Origin of the sequence: Kitasatospora sp. NPDC086009 (assembly GCF_044540385.1) — a bacterium.
Classification (GTDB): Bacteria; Actinomycetota; Actinomycetes; order Streptomycetales; family Streptomycetaceae; genus Kitasatospora.
Genome location: NZ_JBITSA010000007.1, coordinates 12,391 through 31,546 on the forward strand (window position 1 = coordinate 12,391; position 19,156 = coordinate 31,546).

General features: G+C 73.9%; 19 protein-coding genes. 7 read left to right on the forward strand and 12 right to left on the reverse strand.

The features are described 5' to 3' along the window. Window position 1: 1 nt before the first annotated feature. The 5 genes from ACIF6L_RS18805 to ACIF6L_RS18825 all read right to left on the reverse strand — a co-directional run bounded on the left by ACIF6L_RS18805 (window position 2) and on the right by ACIF6L_RS18825 (window position 7,795). A complete protein-coding gene (locus ACIF6L_RS18805; RefSeq protein ID WP_396486430.1) occupies window positions 2-1,942 on the reverse strand; it encodes an FAD/NAD(P)-binding protein in 1,941 nt (646 codons plus the stop codon). Then, window positions 1,939-3,375: a methylaspartate mutase gene (locus ACIF6L_RS18810; RefSeq protein WP_359837577.1), complete on the reverse strand. Its 1,437-nt coding sequence runs from the start codon at window positions 3,373-3,375 to the stop codon at window positions 1,939-1,941. Before ACIF6L_RS18810 ends, ACIF6L_RS18805 begins: the two co-directional genes overlap by 4 nt. 5 nt (window positions 3,376-3,380) lie before the next feature. Beyond that, the gene (locus tag ACIF6L_RS18815) at window positions 3,381-3,866 is read right to left on the reverse strand and encodes a cobalamin-dependent protein (protein WP_329486088.1); all 486 of its coding nucleotides are present in this window, start codon (window positions 3,864-3,866) and stop codon (window positions 3,381-3,383) included. 96 nt (window positions 3,867-3,962) lie between these two features. Continuing rightward, window positions 3,963-5,360, reverse strand: coding sequence for a fatty acid desaturase (locus tag ACIF6L_RS18820; protein WP_396486429.1), 1,398 nt, complete (start codon window positions 5,358-5,360; stop codon window positions 3,963-3,965). A 2,000-nt stretch (window positions 5,361-7,360) separates the two neighbouring features. Beyond that, window positions 7,361-7,795, reverse strand: a complete 435-nt coding sequence (locus tag ACIF6L_RS18825; RefSeq protein ID WP_396486428.1) for an ArsR/SmtB family transcription factor — start codon at window positions 7,793-7,795, stop codon at window positions 7,361-7,363. An 88-nt stretch (window positions 7,796-7,883) separates the two neighbouring features. Between ACIF6L_RS18825 and ACIF6L_RS18830 the strand changes: the two genes are divergently transcribed. Beyond that, window positions 7,884-9,287, forward strand: a complete 1,404-nt coding sequence (locus ACIF6L_RS18830; protein WP_396486427.1) for an MFS transporter — start codon at window positions 7,884-7,886, stop codon at window positions 9,285-9,287. Window positions 9,288-9,358: 71 nt separating this feature from the next. Next, window positions 9,359-10,333, forward strand: a complete 975-nt coding sequence (locus tag ACIF6L_RS18835) for a quinone oxidoreductase family protein (protein ID WP_396486426.1) — start codon at window positions 9,359-9,361, stop codon at window positions 10,331-10,333. Window positions 10,334-10,399: 66 nt separating this feature from the next. On the opposite strand, the gene ACIF6L_RS18840 is transcribed toward ACIF6L_RS18835, so the two are convergent. The 3 genes from ACIF6L_RS18840 to ACIF6L_RS18850 form a co-directional block, all read right to left on the reverse strand. Continuing rightward, on the reverse strand, window positions 10,400-10,978 hold the full coding sequence (locus ACIF6L_RS18840) for a TetR family transcriptional regulator C-terminal domain-containing protein (RefSeq protein ID WP_396486425.1): 579 nt from the start codon (window positions 10,976-10,978) through the stop codon (window positions 10,400-10,402). A gap of 165 nt (window positions 10,979-11,143) precedes the next feature. Further along, window positions 11,144-12,268, reverse strand: a complete 1,125-nt coding sequence (locus ACIF6L_RS18845; RefSeq protein ID WP_396486424.1) for a CU044_5270 family protein — start codon at window positions 12,266-12,268, stop codon at window positions 11,144-11,146. After that, window positions 12,265-12,912, reverse strand: a complete 648-nt coding sequence (locus ACIF6L_RS18850) for an RNA polymerase sigma factor (RefSeq protein WP_329486079.1) — start codon at window positions 12,910-12,912, stop codon at window positions 12,265-12,267. The genes ACIF6L_RS18845 and ACIF6L_RS18850 overlap by 4 nt, the downstream gene beginning before the upstream one ends. 410 nt (window positions 12,913-13,322) lie before the next feature. Here ACIF6L_RS18850 and ACIF6L_RS18855 point away from each other — a divergent pair, with 410 nt between their 5' ends. Beyond that, on the forward strand, window positions 13,323-13,751 hold the full coding sequence (locus ACIF6L_RS18855) for an SsgA family sporulation/cell division regulator (protein ID WP_359837565.1): 429 nt from the start codon (window positions 13,323-13,325) through the stop codon (window positions 13,749-13,751). A gap of 223 nt (window positions 13,752-13,974) precedes the next feature. Here ACIF6L_RS18855 and ACIF6L_RS18860 read toward each other — a convergent pair whose 3' ends face one another. The 4 genes from ACIF6L_RS18860 to ACIF6L_RS18875 form a co-directional block, all read right to left on the reverse strand. Then, a complete protein-coding gene (locus tag ACIF6L_RS18860; protein ID WP_329486077.1) occupies window positions 13,975-14,199 on the reverse strand; it encodes a DUF6296 family protein in 225 nt (74 codons plus the stop codon). Window positions 14,200-14,204: 5 nt separating this feature from the next. Then, on the reverse strand, window positions 14,205-14,531 hold the full coding sequence (locus ACIF6L_RS18865; RefSeq protein WP_359807972.1) for a hypothetical protein: 327 nt from the start codon (window positions 14,529-14,531) through the stop codon (window positions 14,205-14,207). Between the two features lie 156 nt (window positions 14,532-14,687). Next, window positions 14,688-15,842, reverse strand: coding sequence for an SRPBCC family protein (locus ACIF6L_RS18870; protein WP_396486423.1), 1,155 nt, complete (start codon window positions 15,840-15,842; stop codon window positions 14,688-14,690). Beyond that, on the reverse strand, window positions 15,839-16,888 hold the full coding sequence (locus ACIF6L_RS18875) for a histone protein (protein WP_396486422.1): 1,050 nt from the start codon (window positions 16,886-16,888) through the stop codon (window positions 15,839-15,841). The genes ACIF6L_RS18870 and ACIF6L_RS18875 overlap by 4 nt, the downstream gene beginning before the upstream one ends. A gap of 207 nt (window positions 16,889-17,095) precedes the next feature. Here ACIF6L_RS18875 and ACIF6L_RS18880 point away from each other — a divergent pair, with 207 nt between their 5' ends. The 4 genes from ACIF6L_RS18880 (at window position 17,096) to ACIF6L_RS18895 (ending at window position 19,126) form a co-directional block, all read left to right on the forward strand. Next, window positions 17,096-17,473, forward strand: a complete 378-nt coding sequence (locus ACIF6L_RS18880; RefSeq protein ID WP_329486072.1) for a gas vesicle protein — start codon at window positions 17,096-17,098, stop codon at window positions 17,471-17,473. A 178-nt stretch (window positions 17,474-17,651) separates the two neighbouring features. Continuing rightward, complete coding sequence (locus ACIF6L_RS18885; protein ID WP_396486421.1) at window positions 17,652-18,101, forward strand: gas vesicle structural protein GvpA; 450 nt, start codon at window positions 17,652-17,654, stop codon at window positions 18,099-18,101. A 3-nt stretch (window positions 18,102-18,104) separates the two neighbouring features. After that, a complete protein-coding gene (locus tag ACIF6L_RS18890) occupies window positions 18,105-18,818 on the forward strand; it encodes a GvpL/GvpF family gas vesicle protein (protein WP_396486420.1) in 714 nt (237 codons plus the stop codon). A gap of 59 nt (window positions 18,819-18,877) precedes the next feature. Continuing rightward, window positions 18,878-19,126 (forward strand): gas vesicle protein GvpG, encoded by a 249-nt coding sequence (locus ACIF6L_RS18895; RefSeq protein WP_329486068.1) that lies wholly within the window; start codon window positions 18,878-18,880, stop codon window positions 19,124-19,126. Window positions 19,127-19,156: the final 30 nt, after the last annotated feature.

Sequence of the window (19,156 nt, forward strand, 5' to 3'; positions counted from 1 at the left end):
GTCAGGCGAGGGCGAGAGCACGGCGGCGCAGGTTCTCCACGCCGGTGTGCAGGCAGCCGCGGGCGATGGCGTCGCCCTGGATGAGGGTGCGGGAACCGACGTGGGGCCGGGCGCCGATGGCGGTGACCCACTGGACGGACTCGACCGGGGGGCCGTAGGAGAAGCGGCCGCGGTGGGCGGTGCCCCCGGAGTCGAGCAGGCGGAAGGAGACCTCGGCGACGTCGAGGCCGCCGGTGGTGTAGGGCTCGCCCTGCGCGTCGGGGATGACGTGGGGGCGGGCCCCGCCGGTCTCGATCAGGCGGCGCAGCAGCGGATCGGTGGCGCGGCGCACGTCGGTGAGGGCGAGGTGGGCCTCCAGGAGGGCCTCGGTGGCCAGCGGAGCCTCGTCGACGAAGGGGGAGGAGACGAGGAAGCGCCCGGTGGCCTCGTCGGCCTCGACCTTCATGCGCGGGCCGACCAGGTGGACGGTTCCGGCGCGCACGAGGGCGTCGAGCTCCTCGACGCGGGCGGTGGGGGGGCCGCTGGCGATGTAGTTGTTGAGCCCGCTGAACCAGCGGTCCACGTGGTCGCGGTAGGAGCCGCCGCGCAGGCCCTGGTGGGATATCACCTGGCGGATCTCGTCCCGCAGGTCGCGCATGATGGCGGCGGTGGCCTTGAAGGGGCTGCGGGCCGGGCCCATGGCGGACTGTTCGAGGTCCCAGCCCAGGCGGCCGGTGATCCAGTCCCGGTAGGCGGCGCGGTCGGCGAAGCGGCGCTCCAGGCTGGGGCGGTCGACCTGGTCCCAGTCCCAGTGCTGGTCGGGGTCCTCGAACCGGTCGGTGATCAGCTGCCGCATGGCGGGGGTGTCCCAGTCCAGGTCGGCGTAGGCGGCCAGGAAGCCCTCGCGCTCGGCCTCGGGCGCGTCGGCGAGGCGGCTGCGGTAGTAGACGTAGCCGACCTCCTTGGCGATGTAGGGCCACAGGTCGGCGCGGAAGTCCAGTTCGCCCCGGCCGGCGGCGCGGCGCAGGCGGGTGATGACCTCGGCGGTGAGGAAGCGCGGCTGGTAGCGGGGGACGACCTCCAGGTGCACCTCGGCGCGGGCGAGGTAGGGCACGCCGCGCCCCGAGCCGGCGTACAGCAGCGGTTCGCGGCCGGACGGGTGGTAGTGCAGCACGCCGTCCCCGTCGCGCTCGAAGCGTCCGCCGCGGCCCTGGGTGAAGAGGGTGACGTAGTCGTAGAAGCTGAGACCCAGGCCGCGTAGCACCAGGGGCCGGCCGGCCGGGATGGCGTCGAGGTCGCATTCGGCGGGGCTGAGGGGTTCGCGGTAGAGCAGGCCGTGGCGGTCGGCGAAGTCCTTCAGGTCCTGCTGGCCCTTGGTCGGGGCGACGTCGAAGTGGCCCTGGGCGAGGACGACGGCGTCGCACTCCAGGGGCTGCTCCTCGCCGTCCAGGTGCAGGAGTTGGGTGCCGCGGTCGGTGTCGTCGACGGCGGTGGCGCGGGTGGCGTGGACGTGGACGGTGACCTGGGCGGGGGCGGTGCGGATGATCTCCTGCAGGGCCCAGCGCAGGTAGGCGCCGTTGAAGGCGCGGCTGCCGTAGGACCAGGGCAGCATGCCGGAGGCCTCCTGGCGTTCGGCGTCGGTGACGTCGGTGACGCGGCCCTCGGCGACCAGGCGGGCGAACTGGTACTGGGTGGGGCCGGGCAGGATGGGGCCCTCGCAGGGGACGGACTCGTCGGTGAAGACGGTGACGTCGGAGGCGACGGTGTTCATCAGCAGGGAGCGGTCCTGGTCGCGTCGCCAGACGCGGCCGCCGCCGGCGGGGTACGGGTCGATGAGGTGCACCTCGACGGGGACCGTGGGCGCCACCAGCGCGGCGTTGGCGCACAGCCGCTCCAGGGCGACGACGCCGCGCGGTCCGGCGCCCACGATCCCGACACGGAGGATGGCTTGGCTGGTGGTCACAGGGCGGGTTCCTTTCCCGGGGTGGAGGTGGCGCTGTCGGCGGCGGAGCCGCCCGGGGCGGCGGCGTCCTGGGGGAGTTCGCCGAACAGCAGGGGGAAGTAGTCGATGTCGCGGCGCAGGGCCTGGAAGAGCTCCGCGCCGGGCAGCTCGGTGGTGCCGGCGCCGGGGCGGGCGGGGCCGTCGAGCAGCCGGCGGTTGCGTTCGGTGCTGGCGCGGGAGAGCGGCAGGCGGCCGGGGGAGTGGTAGCGCACGGCGCCGTCGCGGTCGCGGCGCGGGATGACCTCGGAGCGGGCGTGGCGGCTGGCGCTGAAGGGGATGTCGAGGCGGCCGGCGGCGAAGGCGGTGACGATCGCGCTGTCCAACCGCGGGGCGGCCAGGACGGGTTCCACGATCTCGGCGGTCTCGCGCAGGATCCACTCCAGTTCCTCGTCGACGGCGCCCTCGTCGACGGTGATGAAGTCGAGCAGGGGGGAGCGGGCGACGGCGGCCAGGCGCAGCCCGGCGGCGTTGGCGGCGGCGTCGGGGATGCCGTGGGCCTCCTGGTAGGTCTTGGTGATGAGCTTGGAGGCGCCGCCCAGGCGGGCGGTGATGGCGCCGTAGAAGATGAGGTCGTCGGCGTGGTGGCGCCGGCGGGGGAAGACGCCCATGAACTCGTGGAGCACGGCGTGGACGTCGAGGCCGGCGGGCAGGTAGCGGGCGGCCAGGACGGGCACGGCGCGCAGGGCGGCGATGTCCTGGGCGAGGTGGCCGCTCTGCGGGTAGGAGACGCTGATGCACCGCACGCCCGCCGCGGCCGCGGCGACGGCCTCCAGCACGCTGATGGCCAGGCTGATGGACGGCGGGATCAGGACCGCGGTGAGGGTGCCGAACAGCTCCCGGTCCATGACCACGCCCAGGTGCGCGAGTTCGCCGCAGAGCTGGTCGACCTCGGTCCAGGCGGCCAGCGAGTCGGCGAGGGGCACGTCCTTGGAGTAGGGCAGGTTGTAGGAGATGCCGCCGCCCTCGAAGGAGGTGATGCCGCAGGCCACGGCGGTGGCGAAGAGCTCGCGCGGGTCGGGGGAGCCGTGCCGGATCTCCAGCGGGACGGCGACCAGTTCGTTCAGCTCCCGTCCGCGCTGCCAGCCGTGGGTGACCAGCGGATAGCCGTTGAGGGTGCGGTGGTCGGTGCGCAGGGCCCGGGCGGCGTGCTCGAAGCGGCGCAGCCGGGTGTGCGAGTCGATGGTGAGGGTGAGCAGGTCGGGGCGGCCTTCGGTCTCCAGCTCCTTGAGCAGGACGGCCATTTCGCGGTGCCCGCCGACCCCGCAGCGCGGCTGCAGGGCGGTGCGTCCGCTGGTCCGGGCGCGGGCCAGCACCTCGGCGGCGGTGGGCTTGCCGAGTTGGGTGATGTAGGCCGCCGACTCCTCCAGGGTGGGCGGCGCGGGGGCGGTGGGCACGGGGGTCACCGGGCGGCGGCGGCCGGGACGCGGTCGGACGCGGTGGGGGCGTGCAGGGCGTCGAGGGTGGGGACGAGGTCGGCGGCGCTGGCGAGCACGCGGTCGACGCCCAGGTCGTAGAGGCGGGTGACGGAGGACTCGTCCTTGACGCTGCCGACCGAGAGGTTGCCGCCGACCACGACCGGACAGTGGATGCGGCCGGAGCGCTTGGCCTCGGCGAGGCCGTGCAGGTCCTCGTGGATCTGTCCGTTGAGGCTGCCGATGAGGACGGCCTCCGCCTGCGGGTGGCGCTCGCACGCGTCGGCGAACTCGTCGACCGGGGTGCAGGTGCCGAGGTTGACGACGGTGAAGCCGTCGGCGCGCAGGGCGTGGGCGATCAGGTGGTTGGCGACGGCGTGGCTGTCGCTGGCCGCGACGCCGAGGATCACCAGGCGGCCGCCGCGTTCGGGGGCGCCGGTCGGACGGGTGGGCAGGGGCATGGGCGTGGGCATGGGGAACCGCCTATCCGTGGAGTGCGGGCGGGTACGGGGTGGTGTGTGGGGCGGAGCGACCCGAGGGCCTGACGGTCGTCGGGTGCGGGCGCCCGGTCAGTCGTCGAAGGCGGCGAACAGCTCGCGCTTGCTGACCGAGCGGATGCGGGCGACGTCGAACTCCTCCGGGTCGGCCGCCGAGAGCGAGTCGAAGACCCGGTTGATCGCGGCGACCAGGCCCCACTCGGCCGTGTAGGCCGGCCAGTTGCGGTGGCCGTCGACGAGGTCCTGCTGGCGGGCGAAGATGTAGTCGTGCCACTGCCGGCTGGCGGGGTAGCGGTGGTGGTAGTCGTGCACGACGGTGTCGCCCGTCAACACCAGGTAGCGGGTCGGGAAGTGCACCAGCGCCATCCGGCCGCTCCAGCGCAGCCAGCGCAGCGCGGCGGTGGCTGCGGGCAGGCCGGGGGCGGGCGCGGCCTCACCGATGAAGATCGCGTTGGTCAGGCTCCCGAAGTACTCGCGGCCGCGGCGCACCGTGGTTCCGGGCGCGGGGAAGGTGTGCTTCACGCACAGCCGCAGCGTGTTGCTGATCTGGTAGAGCACGCCGACCGGCACGAACCAGACCACCAGCACGGCCGGCCAGGCCCCCAGCAGCACGGCCGCGACCCCGCCGCCGCCGTACAGGGCGACGGCGACGGCCTTCTCGGCGGCGGCACTGTTGTGCCAGAAGGAGCGCACCCGGGAGATCGCGAAGGCCAGGTGGAACCGGGGCGAGACGGCCTTGAGCAGCACCCTGCGCCACATCCGGCGCCGGGTCATGCCCGGGTGCAGGTCCAGGCTGATGAGGAAGGCCTGGACAGTGGGGTCGCGCAATGTCATGTGGTGCACGGCATGGTGGTCGGCGACATGTTCGCGGCTGTAGCGCTCGAAGTTCTGGATCACCAGGAGGGCTGAGATGACGTTACCGATGACGGTGTCCAGCCGGCGGTGTCCGAACATGTTCCGGTGCGAGCACTGGTGGTAGATCATCATCCGCAGGTTCCGCTGGCCGTGCAGGGTCATCGCCCAGCCGGGAAGCAGCAGGAGCAGGAACCAGCTGCCCAGGACGAAGCCGGTGGCCGAGACCGCGGCGCCGGCCAGCACGGACAGCGAGGCGGTGGCCAGGTGGAAGCCGGGTGACAGGGCCACCGGGCGTTGGCCGGCCAGTGGGCGCCCGGTCAGGAAGGTGAGCGGCAGCTGGAGCGGGCCGGGCAGGCGCCGCATGCTCTCGCGCACCGGGTCGGCGGCCGTCTCGTCGCCGGGCGTCTCGTCGCCGGCCGGGCGTGCTGCGGCGGCCGCCTTCGCCGCGGCGGTGGTGCGCGGTGCGGTGGTGCCCTGTGGTGCGGCGGTGGTGCGCGGTGCGGCGGTGGTGCGCGGTGCGGTGGCGCCCTGTGGCGCGGCGGTGGAGCGCGGTGCGTCGTCGGAGTCGGTGTGGCGCGTCGTCGGAGAGTGCGACGCGGTGTTGCCAGGTCTCATGGCGGGCGTGCCTTTCTGCCGGGCGGCGGCATGACGCTTCGCCCGCTCCACCCCGTGGTGCGCACGGGCATGGCGGAGCGGGGCACGGCGATGGTCGTGAAACCGCTGTTCGAACAGCACACAGGTCTGGACAACGGGATGGCGCGAGGAAATGCCCGGCCCACGGCCGGTGGGGCCGGATGAACCGGGAGGAACGCGGGGGCGGCCCGAGGGTGGACGTCCCAGGCGGCGGGCGGCGGGCGGCGCGGCGCCATAGTGGCGCAACCTTGTCATGTCGCCTGCGGTCAGTGCGGCTTTACGCTAACCACGGCTCTCGGATCAAGTCAAGCGGCATCCGAGTGGCGAGTGACATCCCGTCAGCTCTGGTCAGTGCGAACGCGAATGGGTTACGCTCGCCAGAACTGGTGAACGAACCTGACTGGCAATCAGGGAGTGACTCCGCCGGCGGCCGAGGGAACGCGACGGGGTCCATTCTGATGCCTGGTGGTACGCAAGGTGCCCCCACCTGGGGGTTTCCATAGGGGGAAGGAACTCACAGTGCAGACCATGCGACAGCCCTGTGGTCGAACCGGATCCACGGCCGCGGCCGGCGCCTTCCGTGCGCCGGTCACCAGATCCAGACACCTCGCGAACCCAGCGCTCTCCGCCCACGCCGTCCGCGGCCATGTCCGGCCCCGCGCCTGCGCACCCGGCGGCAGACGGCGGCTGCACGACATCTGCGCGCACCAGTGGTCATGAAGGGTCAGCAGGTCCCCGTTGCGCGCCTCCTCGACGAAGGACGGCGCGCGTTCGTGGTCACCGTCCATCCGGCACGACCCGGACCGCAGGGGCAGCGGTACCGCCCGCCGGCCGGTACCGCGCACCAGGCCGACTGCCTGCTGCGCCTCGGCGGTCGGCGCGCCGGACCGCACGGCGCACCCGCTGTGCCGTCGCAGCGCGCCCCTTGCCGTCCTCGGTCGCGTCCGGCCCGCCGGCTCGTCATGGCTGTTCGGGGTGTCCAGGCTGTCCTTCGGGGTGTCCAGGCTGTCCAGAGCCCGGCCCGTCGGCCGGTCGGTCCTCGCGGTGCGCCCCTGCCGGCCCCGCACCCCCGCGCCCGCCCGGTGTGTCGGAGTCGTCGGTACGGGTGCCAAGTGATCGGCGCCGGAGGGCAGTTCTCGTGACTGTTCGACGGCTCGGCAGTGCGGTCCGTCCTTCGCCCCGATCCCCGTCCCGACCGCCGCCCGCGTCGTCGAGACCTGCGACCGCTGGGCCGCGGGTGCCTGCCGGGCCTCCTGTCGGCTCCCGACTCCCGCCGACGGGCGTCCGGGCGTGCGCGCTATCGCCCGGAGCTCCCCGGGCGGCCCGGTCTGTGCGGTGGCGGCCTGCGCCCGCGCGGAACCGGCCCGCGCCCGGTCGGCGCCGCGCTCGGCCGGTGGTACGGCCGGGCCTGCGGCGAGCCGGCCGAGTGTCCGCGGCGAGCGGCGGGGGTTGTCCGTCTCCAGGCGTGAGCGGTGGTCGGGCGACACCTGGCCGACGGCCGGCCGGGTCTGCTCGGCGCGCCGCTCCGGGCGGAAGCGCCTCGGTCGCCGGCCCGTCGCCGGCTGCTCCACTGTCGTCACCATGTCACCGCCGTTCCCGCTCCGTCACCGTCACCGCTACTGCCGCCGTTCCGTCACCGCTCGGTCGTCGTCACCGCTCCCGCTGCTGCTCCGCCACCGTCACCGTTCCCGCCACCGTCACCGTCCCGGTGCGCCGATCGCCCCCGAGAGGAGGGACCCTCGATGCCGGTGCTGTCGGACGCGTTCGCCACTCGCATTCCGGCTCCGTTCGCCGAAGGGTCCCGGGCCCGCGTGGCGCGGCCCCGAGGGCGACCGCGGGGAAGTCCCGCGGCCGGCGGTCGGGCTCCGGCGACCTGGAACGGCCCAGGCCCGCCTCCTGGCGTACCCCGCGAGGGGTGGCCGGTGCTGCCCGCGGCCGTCCCCGCGCGTCCGTTGTTTGCGACAAAGCTATGACAGGGTTTGTCAACTGGCAATGCCCGGAGCGCAGTCGGCGTCGTCGGAGGGTCTGCCGGTGCCGGTCGTGTCCTCCGTCAGGACGAGGGCGAGCAGGCCGGGGAAGCGCGCGTCGAACTCGGCTCGGCGCAGCCGGTTGTAGCGCCGGGCGCCGGCGTCGCGCTGCTCGACCAGGCCGCTCTGGCGCAACACCGTGAAGTGGTGACTGCGGGTGGCCTTGCTGACGCCCAGCTCGAACGTGCCGCAGGCGCGACTCCAGTCCGCGCTGCCGGCCAGCTCGCGCACGATCGTGCGCCGCACCGGATCGGCGAGCACCTGCAGCACCTCGTGCAGCGTCACCTCCGCCGGGTCCGTGTGCTCCAGGCCGCGCGCCCGCCGGGAGAGGCTGTCACCCGCCGGAGTCATCGCACTTGACGAACCGTCACGGCTGCGACTTTCATTCATGGTGATCGACCTCCATCGAACACTATAGACCGCGAACGCCTCTCGCGGACCAGGATCGACGACTTCCCATCCGAAGGAGGGCCGCCCGATGAGCGAGGCCATCGAGACCCCTGGGCGCGCCCTGCTCCCGCGCCGCCGCCCCGGCGCCGGCGGGCCGGCCGGCACCTCCGGGCCCGGTGCGGGCGCCCTCGGCTCGGTCTGCCTCGGCTTCTTCATGGTCCTGCTGGACGGGAGCGCGCTCAACGTCGCCCTGCCCGACCTCAGCGCCGAACTCGGCGGCTCCCTGGCCGCGTTGGAGTGGACGGTCAACGCCTACACCGTCGCCATGGCCGCCTGTCTGCTCGGCGGCGGCGCCCTCGCCGACAAGCTCGGTGCCCGCCGCCTGTTCCAGGTCAGCCTGCTGCTCTTCGTCGCCGCCTCGGCCGCCTGCGCGGCCGCGCCCGGCATCGGGGCCCTGATCGCCGCCCGCGCCGTCCAGGGCGTGGCCGCGGGCGGCCTGCTGCCCGCCTCCCTGGCGGTCATCGCGCACATGTACCCCGAAAGCGCCGCCCGTGCCCGGGCCTTCACCATCTGGGGCGGCGTCAGCTCGCTGGCCCTGGTGGCCGGTCCGGTGGCGGGTGGTGCGCTGACCGCGGGCGTCGGCTGGCGGGCGATCTTCCTGGTCAACGTCCCGATCGGACTGGCCGCAGCCGTGGTCTGCGGGCGCAAGGTCGCCCCCTCGCCGGTGCGCGCCGTCCGGCTGGACGTGCCGGGCCAGCTCGCCACCGCGGCCCTGGTCGGCTCCGGCATCGGCACCCTGGTCCAGGCCGGAGCGCTGGGCTGGAGCGCGCCCCTGACCCTGGTCCTGGCCGCCGCCACCCTCGCCGCCGCCGTCGCCTTCGTCGTCGCCGAGCGCCGCGCCGCCCACCCCGTCCTGCCCCTGGACGCCTTCCGCCGCCCCGGCTTCACCCCCGCCCTCACCGTCGGCGCGCTCTACCAGTTCGGTGCCTACGGCGCTCAGTTCGCCATCTCCCTGCACCTGCAACGCCATTGGGGGCGGGACGCGCTCGGGGCCGGCCTCGCCTTCGTCCCCTTCGCGCTCTGCTGGAGCCTGGCCTCCTTCGTCCTGGCCCGCGCCGTCCAGCGCACCGGGGTGCGGGTCATGCTGATCATCGGCGCGGCCACCGCCGCCGTCGGCGCCCTCACCCTGCTGCCGCTGGCCGCCACCCCCGACTGGTGGCTGTTCACGGCCGGCAGCTGCCTGCTCGGCCTCGGCGCCGGCCTGATGGGCCCCTCGCTGCCCACCCTGGCGCTGCGGGCCCTGCCCCCCGACCGTTCCGGGCTCGCCTCCGGCTCCCTCAACGCCTTCCGCCAGATCGGTGGAGCGGTCGCGATCGCCCTGTTCGGCCCGGTCCTGGCCGGCACCGGCGCCGGCGGCCTGCGCATCTGCCTGGCGCTGGTCGCGGCCGGCTTCGTGGCCGTCAGCTGGGCGGTGCACCGCAGCGTGCGCTGACCCCGAGCAGCTCCGGCCTCCCGGTTTTCCCCCTCCCACCCCGACCGACGATCCGAGGAGAACGAACACCCATGCGTGCAGTGGTGGTCCACCAGCCCGGCGGCCCCGAGGCCCTCACCCCCGTCGACCTCCCCGACCCGGTGCCGGGCCCCGGCGAGGTCCTGGTCCGTACCGGTGCCATCGGCGTCAACTTCAAGGACGTCTACGAACGCGAGGGGCGTACCGGCGCGACCGCCCCCTTCACCCCCGGCTGCGAGGGCGCCGGCACCGTCGTCGCCACCGGCCCCGGCGTCACCACACCCGCCGTCGGCGACCGCGTCGCCTGGTGGGCCGCCCCCGCCAGCTACGCCGAACTCGTCGTCGTGCGGGCCGACGCCACCGTGCCGGTGCCCGACGACATCCCCGACACCGATGCCGCTGCCGTCCTCCTCCAGGGCCTCACCGCCCACTACCTGACCACCAGCACCTGGCCCGCCCGCAAGGGCGCCACCGCGCTGGTGCACTCCGCCGCCGGCGGCCTGGGCTCCCACCTGACGCGCCTGCTCGCCGCCGCCGGGGTCCGGGTGATCGGCACGGTCTCCAGCCCGGCCAAGGCTGCCGCCGCCACCGCGGCCGGTGCCGAGGAGGTGATCGTCCGCACCCAGCAGGAGTTCGCCGCCCGGGCGCGCGAGCTGACCGGCGGCCGCGGCGTGGACGTCGTCTTCGACGGCATCGGCCGCGACACCTTCGGCGCCGGCCTGACCTGCCTGGCGCGCCGCGCCACCTTCGTCCTGGCCGGTGCCGCCTCGGGCCCCGCCCCCGCCCTCGACCCCCAGTCCCTCGCCGGCCACGGCTCCGTCTTCCTGACCCGCCCCACCCTGGTCGATCACGCCACCGACCCCACCGAACTGCGCGCCCGCGCGGCCGAGGTCTTCGACTGGCTGCGCGAGGGCCGCCTCACCCTCACCATCGCCGCACGGCACCCCCTCGCCGATGCCGCCGCGGCCCACACCGCCCTCCAGTCCGGCCACACCACCGGCAAACTCCTCCTGCTCCCCACCGCCTGACCGCCGTGCGGGCGCCCCCGTCACCGGCTCCCCGGGGCGCCCGCACGCCCGGCGCGCACCTCGTCGTCAGTTCTCGCCCGAGTCGGTCCGGAGGTCGGCGAGGACCCGCCTGAGCCCCTCGACCGTGCGGTCGAAGGCCGCGGGCCGCTGCTGGGCTCGGGCCAGGACGTACCCGCCCTGCACGGCCGCCATGACCAGCGAGGCCGTCGCCGCCGGGTCCGTGCCGGGCCGCAGCTCGCCCGTGCGCACCCCCTCGGCGAGCACCGAGGTCAGCCGTTCGTCGAGCCAGCCGAAGAACTCGGCGAGCGGGGCGCGGAGGCGCTCGTCGGTGACGATGTCGTAGTCCTGGGTCAGTCGCCCCATCCGGCAGCCCGCCAGCGGGTCGCGTTCGAGGTCGAGGAACGCGTTGACCCGGTCGACGGCCCCGCCCTCGGCGCCCAGCGCGGTCTCGGCCCTGGTGCGGAGCTCCTCGCTCATCCGCGCCATGGCTGCCAGCGCCAGCTCCGCCTTGCCGGAGAAGTGGTGGTACATGCTGCCCTGCCCGGCCTGCGCGCGCTCCAGGACCTTGGCCGGACTGGTGCCGGTGTACCCGCGTTCCCAGAGGAGTTCGGCCGCGGCGCGGGTCAGCGCCTCCTTCTTCGTCATGCCGCTCAGTGTACCTACCACTCGTTACACCCGTCGGCGGGTGGTTGATCGACGGTAGGGCTCGATGCGCGGCGGCGGTGGCGGACGGATGGTGCGGCGGGAGGTGCGGTTGCGGAGCAGGGGTGCCGGGCCCCGTGGGCCGGGGCCCGGCGTCGGGGACTCGGCTCAGGCGGTCGTGCCCGGGGCGGGGCGTTCCTTCTGGGCGTCGACGACGGCCCGCTCCAGGACGGCGGTGCGCTCGGTGACGGTGCCAGGCTTGATGTCGTTGACCTGCTTGACCTGGATTCCGCGGCTGCCCAGGTAGGTGAAGGTCGTACGGTCGAAGACGAGCTCGGTCCGTTCGCCGTTCTGCACGTCCAGGCGGGCCAGGGCGAGACCGGTGCGGCCGACAGCGTCCTGGGAGTTCTGCACGACGATCACGCCGGGGACCTTCGCGGCGGCCCGGTAGAGCGCGGCGGCGCTCTGGGCCGGCACGAGCTGCTCGTTGACGATCGCCCTGATCGTCTCGAACGCCTGCTGGTCCCGGTCCCGCGGACCGCTGACCGTCGTGTAGATCACCTTCAGCAGCGCGTCCGGGTCGGTCGGCTGGGCCTTGAGCCAGTCGTACGAGTGGCGGAGCGGCGCGCCGGGGACGTCCTGGCCGTTCACAGGCTTGGAGTGGGGGCCGTCGCTGTCCAGGGTGATGCCGCCCTCGGCCTGGTAGCCGGGTTCGTCGAGCCAGCCCTTGAGCGCGTCTGGGGTGCGCCAGACCTCGCGCTGGTGCAGCGGCTGCACCCACGTCCTGGACTCGTCGGTGTCGCCGTTGTGCGAGAAGGACAGGAAGGAGACCTTGCTCTTGACGTAGATGTACTGGCCGGGCTTCGGCTCCGGGGTCGGCCGCGTGCTCACGGCGGCGGCGATCTGCTGGACGGTCGAGACCAGTTGGAGGGCGCTGCCCTCCTCGACCGGCACGACGGGCGCTTCCACGGAGGCCGTTCCCGTACGCGGTTCGCCGACGCCGTTGGTCAGCGCGCCGACGGCGAGGACGGCGGCGAGCGCGGCAGCGGTGACAGGGAGGGCGATCAGCAGGACGCGCCGGACCGGCCGCTTCGTGGCCGCGGGGGCGAGTGCGGGGGCATGGGTGCGGATCTCGTTCAACAGGTGCTCCTCGAAAAGCAGCTGACGGTCGAGCGGCATCGGAGGGGCCGACGGGGGCGGCAGCAGCCGGGCGAGCTCCGTGTGGTCCGGCTTCGTGTGGTCCGGCTCCGTGCGGGTCAGGGGCTCGGTCCGCTTCCAGAACTTGCGGGTCATCCGTACGTCTCCTCGTGCGACTCGTGCGACTCGTACGACCGGGCCGCGTGGGTGCGGCCGCCCTGTACTTGTCCGGGGCGCGGAAGCGGTTCCCGCTCCTTCGTCAGTTCCTGTCCGGCGAGTTTGCGCAGCCGTGTGCGGGCGCGTGAGAGGCGCGAACGCACGGTGCCGATCGGGACCCCGAGGGCGGCGGCGGCCTCGGCGTACCCCAGCCCGGACCAGACGCACAGCGTGAACACCTCGCGCTCCGCGCGGCGCAGCTTGCCCAGCGCCCGCTGGGCGGCGGCGAGTTGGTCGGCGTCGGCCAGGCGTCCGACGAGTTCGTCGGCGAAGTCCGGGACGGTGTCGCGGGCGGGCAGACGCCCGAGGGCCGCCTGGTGGCGGCGTGCGGCACGACGGGTGTTGCGCAGCACGTTGACGGCGATGCCCATGAGCCACGGGCGCGGGCCGGCCTCGTGGTCGAGCAGCCGGTCCCGCAGCCGCCAGGCCTCCAGGAAGGTCAGCGAGACGACGTCCTCGGCGAGGTCCCGGTCACCGCTCACGCGGACGGCGTGCCGATGGACCAGCGGGGCATGGTCACGGAAGAGTTCCCTGAACGCTTCGGGGTCCCCCGCGCGTATCCGGGCGTGCGATGAGTAGTCCACACCCTGCCTTGTCCGCCGCGGGCGCCGGGTTCCGGTGACCTGCCTCACACGGGGCGATGCTCTGATGGACGCCGGGCGGTGACGGTCCTCCTCCGGGCTCGTGCACCGCACCCGGCGTCAGGGCGAGGCCCTCACCCGGAACTGTACCGACCGGTCCCGCTGCCCTGACCACGCCGCGGGCCCCTGACCAGGGCGGAGCGGGTGTCGGGGTCGGACCTGCGGTACGGGACCGGCGGCGTCCGACTCCGAGGGGTCCGGCCGGCTTCGGCGGCCCGGTCGTCACCGCCGCGGCCGTCGCCCGCCCCGTCGGCGGCCGGTCCGGCCGAACTTGACCCGGATGGGGGTGCGTGACATTGCTCAGGCGGGGCAGACGGCAGACCCGCCGTGACGAAACTGGGGAGACCAGAGGGATGGACGTGTTCCCGACCCGCACCACGATGTGCCTGCAGACCGACCCGGACACGCTCGTGTCGGTAGCCGTGGAGCTGTCCTACAGCAGCGACGACCCGTACGCCGTCCACTGCTTCTTCCCCGATGAACCGGTACCCGTGTCCTGGACCTTCGGCCGTGACCTGCTGGCCGCCGGGCTGGAGCGCGTCTGCGGCGAGGGCGACGTCCGGATCGAACCGGCCGACCGGCAGCACACCTGGATCGCCATCTCCGACGGGGACAGCCGTGGCGTGGCCCTGCTGCTCGCCCGCACCCGCGACCTGGCCGACTTCCTGGCCCGCACCTACCGGGCCGTACCCGGGGGCACCGAGAGCCGGCACATCGACTGGGACGCCTGTATCGGCCACCTCCTCAACCGGGAGAGCGGCCAGGACTCGCGCGCGGCGTAGCCGGCCGGACGCCGGCGGGGTCGAACCCGGCGGGCGCTGCACGAGGTGTCGCGGGCGCGCTGCGCGGACCCGGTCGGGCGGCGTGCATGTCCGCCGGGCGGGTAGACGCGCAGTGGCAGCCGGCCGTCGGGTCGGAGCCGTTCATCCGCCAGGGGCCGGAGCCGTCGTCCGGCCCCTGACCGCGCCCGGTGACGGCTGACCGCGCCCGGAGGCGGCCCCGCGGTCAGGACAGGCAGGCGGCGGAGATGATGCGAAGCCCTCGCGCGCTCCGCAGGATGCGGTGCTCGCCGGTGCAGGCGATCTCCACCTGGAGGGCGCCGTCGCTGTCGGCGAAGACGCGGTGCCCGGCCGGACCGGTGCGGGTGCTCGCCGTCACGACGGCGGGGCGGACCGTGCCGACCGCGTCGCGCAGGCGCAGGGCGTAGGCGCTGCCGGGGGAGATGGTCATCGGGGTCACCCCGTGAGCGGGCGGAAGCCGAGGAGCCAGCCCAGCGCGTGGGCCGCGCCGCGGGCCCGGGCGCGTTCGGGTTCGGGGAGCGCGGGGTCGCGGGCGGCGTCGATGGCGGCGCGCTCCTCCACGGCGAGGTCGAGTTCGGCGAGCGGCAGGGCGACGGCCCGGCCGGTGACCGGCGCGGGCCGGTGGGGATCCAGGGCCCAGCGGTAGGCGCGCAGCGCTCCCCGGGCGGCGGCGTCAGCGTGCTGGGCGAGCCGGTCCGCGGTGGCCTGGACGACGTGGCGGGGCCGGACGGCGATGAACGCCTCTCTCCCGTCCTCGGACATGCGGATCACCTCGCGGACTCGGCGGACTGTGCGCTCTGCACGCGCACTCGACCACCTTGCCGCGCCGGACGGGGTGCGGCGCGGCAGCGCGACCGATCGTTCGCCCAGCCGGGGGACGGCCCGTAGCGGGGCCGTGCCCGCGCGGTCGACCGCGTCTCAGCGGCCGCCGCGGCCTGCCGGTCGGTCGTCCTCGGCTTCCTCGTCCTCGTCCTCCTCGTCCTCGTACTCGCCTTCCTCGCCGTACTCCTCGTCCTCCGCGTAGGGGCCGTCGTCCTCCTCCGCTTCTTCCTCTTCCCCTTCGTCCTCGTCCTCGTCCTCGGCGTAGTCGTCGTCCGCGTACTCGTCCTCCGGCTCCTCGTCCTCGTCCTCGTCCTCGTCGTCGTACCCCTCGTCGTCCTCGCCGGTCGCCTCGTCGTCCTGGCCGGTCGCCTCGTCGTCCTCGGTGTCCTCGGTGTCCTCGCCGTCCTCGGTGTCCTGGTCGGCCTCCTCCTCCATGGCCTCCTCGTGGGTGCGGACGACCTCGCCGTCGCGGATCTCCCCGCGCCAGCCGTCGACCTCGTCGTCACCGAAAGTGACGTAACGCTGGAAGTTCTTGAAGTCCAGGCGCAACCGGCGGCCCTGGGCGCGCCACAGGTTGCCGGTCTTCTCGAAGAGCCCCGAGGGGAAGTACTCGACGACCAGGACGATCCTGGTCAGGGTCGGGGTCAGCTCGTGGAAGCTGACGGCGCCGTGCGTCGTGCCCTTGGCGCCCTCCGAACTCCAGACGATCCGCTCGTCCGGCACCTGCTCCTGGACCGTCGCCTTCCAACTGCGGGTGGAGGGGCCCACCTTGACCTTCCAGTCGCTGCTGACGTCATCGCCCTTGTTGACGCTGCGCACGCCCTTGGTGAACCCGCTGAACTGCTCGTACTGGGTCCACCGGTCGTACGCGAGGCGCAGCGGGACACCGACGTCGAGCACCTCGACGATGTTCATCACCTTGGTGCTGCCGGCCTTCTTGCCGCCCTTCCCGCCCTTGCCGAAGGCTTCCTTGACCTTGCCGACGACGTTGTCCTTGAGGCTCTTGGCCTTCTCCCCGACGAAGGCCTTCACCGGGGAGTCGCCCTGGAGGACGCGGGCGCCGACCGCGGGGAGGGTCCCGCCGTTCGCCGCGACGTCGCTGAGCTGGTCGGTCACCTCGGTAAGTTTGCCCCCGGCCTTCTCGGCGAGGTGTTCGGCCTGCGCGCCGAGGTAGTGGACGACCTCTTCGCGAAGCCTGTCCAGGCCCGAGTGGCCATCCGTGTCGGGGGCGCCGCGCTGCGTGGTGGTCATGATGCCCTCCCGCGCCCGGACCGGGCCGCCGGCTTCGTCCCGGCGGTCTTCTTGGCAGTGGCCTTCTTGGCCGGGGCCTTCTTCGCGGGAGCCCGTTTCGCGGTCGTGGCCGCCTTGCCGGCGGGCTTCGCCCGAGCCGCGGTCGTCGTCTTCTTGGCGGGCGCCGTCTTCTTCGCCGCGGCCTTCCGGGCCGGTGCCGTCTTCCGGGCCGGCGCCGTCTTCTCGGCGGTCGTCTTCCCGGCGGGCGCGCTCCTCTTGGCCGCGGGGCGGCTCTCGCGCGCTGTGGCCGAAGCCGGCTTCTTCCGAGCGGGCTTCTCGGCGGCCGGTTCGGCGGAGTCCGTCTCCTTCGGCGGCCGCCTCCGGGAGCGGGGTGCGGCGCTCGCGCTCGGGCGACGGCGCTGGGGCCGCTCGGGCTCGGGCTCCTCCTCCGCGTCCGCCTTGCGGGCGCTGCGTCGGCGCTTCGGGGGCTCCGGCGGTGCCTCGTCCTCGCCCTGTTCGTCCTCCGGCTCCCGGTCCTCGGTCTCGTCCCGGTCGTCACCGGCCTCGTCGTCCTGGTCGTCCCCCGTGTCCTCGGCCTCGTCCTCCTCGGCCTCGTCCTCCTCCGCCTCGTCCTCCTCCGCCTCGTCCTCCTCGGCGTCCTCCTCCTCGTAGTCGGCCGGCTCCTCGGGCTCCTCCTCGTCCTCCTCCGGCCCGTACTCCTCCTCGTCCTCGTCCGGCGGTTCCTCCTGCTTCTTCGCGCCGATGTTCTTGGTCCGGTCGCGCAGGGTGCCGGCGAGGTTGGCCAGCTGGCGGTCGGCAGCGGCGGCGACCGCCTTGCGTCCGGCCGAGAGCAGCTCGCCGCGGACCTGTTCGTTGAGTTCCGCCACCTGGGGGGTATCGGCGAGCTTGCGCAACCCTTCGGTCGCGAGCTGACGCGGGTCCAGGCCGAAGCGGCGGCCGGCCAGGTAGGTGGCCGCGGCGAAGGCCATCCTGCCCTTCTTCGCTCGACCGAGGACGTACCCGCCGGCGACCGCGGCGGCGAGGGCGATCTTGGTGGTGTCGTTCATGAGGTCTTCCCTTCAGGCGGCATGGCCAAAGGGCCGAGGAGCATCGCGCGGAGGGCAGCACTTCGTGCACATGTCGCGGTCCGGGTCGCCGCACCCCGCCCCACCGACGCGTGTTCCCAGCTGGGATGTTCCTATTCGGGGCGCGCGCGTTTGCCTGATCCCGGCTCGGGGCAGGCGTGCGGCCGGGACAACAGCCCGGAGATGGTCATGGCCGCAGATCCCGAGGGGCCCGCGCGCAGGACGCGGCGTCCTTCCGACGAGGACAGCCCACCGGCCCGTACTCCTACGGCCCGGCGGGCCGCGGCGGCCCCACGGCGGCGGCCACGCAAGGTGTCCGCGCCGCAGGCCATCCGGTGTGCGGCCCGGCAGCTCGAAGAACTGCTGGGCCGGGCCCCGGAGTCGGTCTCCGCGGTGAAGCCCGTCGAGGACGGCTGGCAGGCGGACGTCGAAGTGCTGGAGCTGGAGCGGATTCCTCCCACCACCAGTGTGATGGCCACCTACCGGGTCACCCTGGACGCAGAGGGTGAACTGGTCGCCTACGAGCGCACGCGACGGTACAGCCGGGGCCAGATCGACCGGCTCTGACTCGGCGTCGCCCGAAGACCGCGCGGTCGTCCGAAGACGCGTCGTCGTCCGAAGGCTCGCCGGCGCCCGAAACGCCGTCCCGGCCGGTCCGCCGTACCGCGGCCGCCGGAACGCCCGACCGACACGAGAGGAACGGCCACCCGCACATCGCTGCGAGCGACCGGGAACGGAGCCCAGCGTGACAGTCGTACCGCAGTCAGCAGGCGGGGGCGTGGCCTCCCGCGGTGCGGGGCCCGGCGGCGCCGGGTCCGGCAACCTGTACGACATCCTCGAACTCATCCTGGACCGTGGCCTGGTCATCGACGTCTTCGTCCGGGTCTCCCTGGTCGGGATCGAGATACTCAAGATCGACGCCCGCATCGTGGTCGCCAGCGTGGACACCTATCTCCGTTTCGCGGAGGCCTGCAACCGTCTGGACCTGGAGTCCGGGCGCAAGGCACCCGCCCAGCTGACCGACATCGTCGGCGAGGTCACCGAAGGCGGGGCCAAGGGCAAGAGCAAGGGTGCGCTGTCCGGCGCCGTCGAGGCCGTCACCGACGCCGTGCGCGGCGGCCGCGACGAGGAGAAGGAGCCCGCCGAGAAGCGCGAGCGCCCGGCCCGCCGACCGGCCCGGCACCGCGAGGAGTGAACCATGGCCGTCTACGTCTACTCCATCGTCGCCGGCACGCATCCGCTCGACCTGAGCGGCCTCGCGGGAGTCGGAGCGGACCCCGCCGCCCTGCGGACCGTCGACAGCGGACGGCTGACCGCGGTCGTCAGCGACGCGCCGCCCGGCCTGCGCGCCAAACGCCGCGACCTCGCCGCCCACCAGGCGGTGCAGGAGCGCCTCATGGCCGGCGGCACGGTTCTCCCGCTGCGCTTCGGCCTGACCGCCCCCGACGACGACGCCGTCCGCGCGGCCCTCACCGAAAACGCCGAGCAGTACGCGGCCCGGCTGAGCGAACTCGACGGGTGCGCCGAGTTCCACCTCAAGGCCACCGAGGACGAGGAGAGCCTGTTGCGCCGGATCCTGGCGGAGTCGCCGGAGGCCCGGCGCCTCAACGACGAGATCCGCGGCGGGCGCGCCGCCCCCGACGCCCCGGTGGTGCTCGGCGAACTCGTCTCCCAGGAGGTGCGCGCCCGCCAGGAGGCCCTCGCCGCCGGCATCGCCCAGGCGCTGCGGCCCCACGCGCGCGACGAACGATCCTCCCCGCCGTCCGGCGACGTCTTCCTGAGCATCTCCTTCCTCGTCGCCCGTGACGCCGAGGACGCCTTCCTGACGGCCGAGAAGGGCCTCGCCGCCGAACTCGGTGACAGCGTGGACCTGCGCCTGCACGGTCCGTTGCCCGCGTACAGCTTCGTCTGAGTCCGAGGACGCGGAGAAGACCACGCGGAGAAGATGACGCGGAGGAAGCGAGGAAGCCCATGGGTCTGATCACGCAGATCCTCACCCTGCCGCTGGCGCCCGTCCGCGGCGCCGTGTGGGTGGCCGAACGCATCCAGGAAGCAGCCGAGCAGCAGTACTACGATCCCGCGCCCGTCGAACGCGAACTGGCCGAACTGGAGCAGGCCCTGCTCGCCGGCGACATCGACGAGGAGACCTTCGACCGGCGGGAGGACGAACTCCTCGACCGGCTGGACGAGATCAGGGCATGGCAGCGCGGGGAGCCGTGACCCGTCCGGCCCCGGCCAGGGGCCCGAACC